The sequence below is a fragment of the Xenorhabdus yunnanensis genome (assembly GCF_028598805.1).
GTDB classification, from domain to species: Bacteria; Pseudomonadota; Gammaproteobacteria; order Enterobacterales; family Enterobacteriaceae; genus Xenorhabdus; species Xenorhabdus yunnanensis.
Map to the genome: position 1 here is coordinate 1 of NZ_JAQRFI010000371.1, position 223 is coordinate 223.

1 pseudogene is annotated in these 223 nt (G+C 63.2%); it reads right to left on the reverse strand.

Annotated features, from left to right (window positions below):
- A pseudogene (locus tag PSI23_RS22645) lies at positions 1-223 on the reverse strand (site-specific tyrosine recombinase XerC); the annotation flags it as partial.

Below are 223 nucleotides of genomic sequence, written 5' to 3' on the forward strand. Positions count from 1 at the left end.
TGTCGCCATCGAATGGCGGAACAGGTGACAGGCGCCGGGTTTGTCGAGCTGCGCCTGTTCACGGATAGTCTTTCCGACAATCTGGCTTAAGTAGTCACGCGACAGGCCACGTCCCCGGTCGGAGATAAACAGGTAACCACTGTCACGGCGCGCAGCCAGTCGCGGGCGGACCTGCGCCAGATACCGGGTGAGCCAGTCCAGCGCCCGGATGCCGATAGGCACG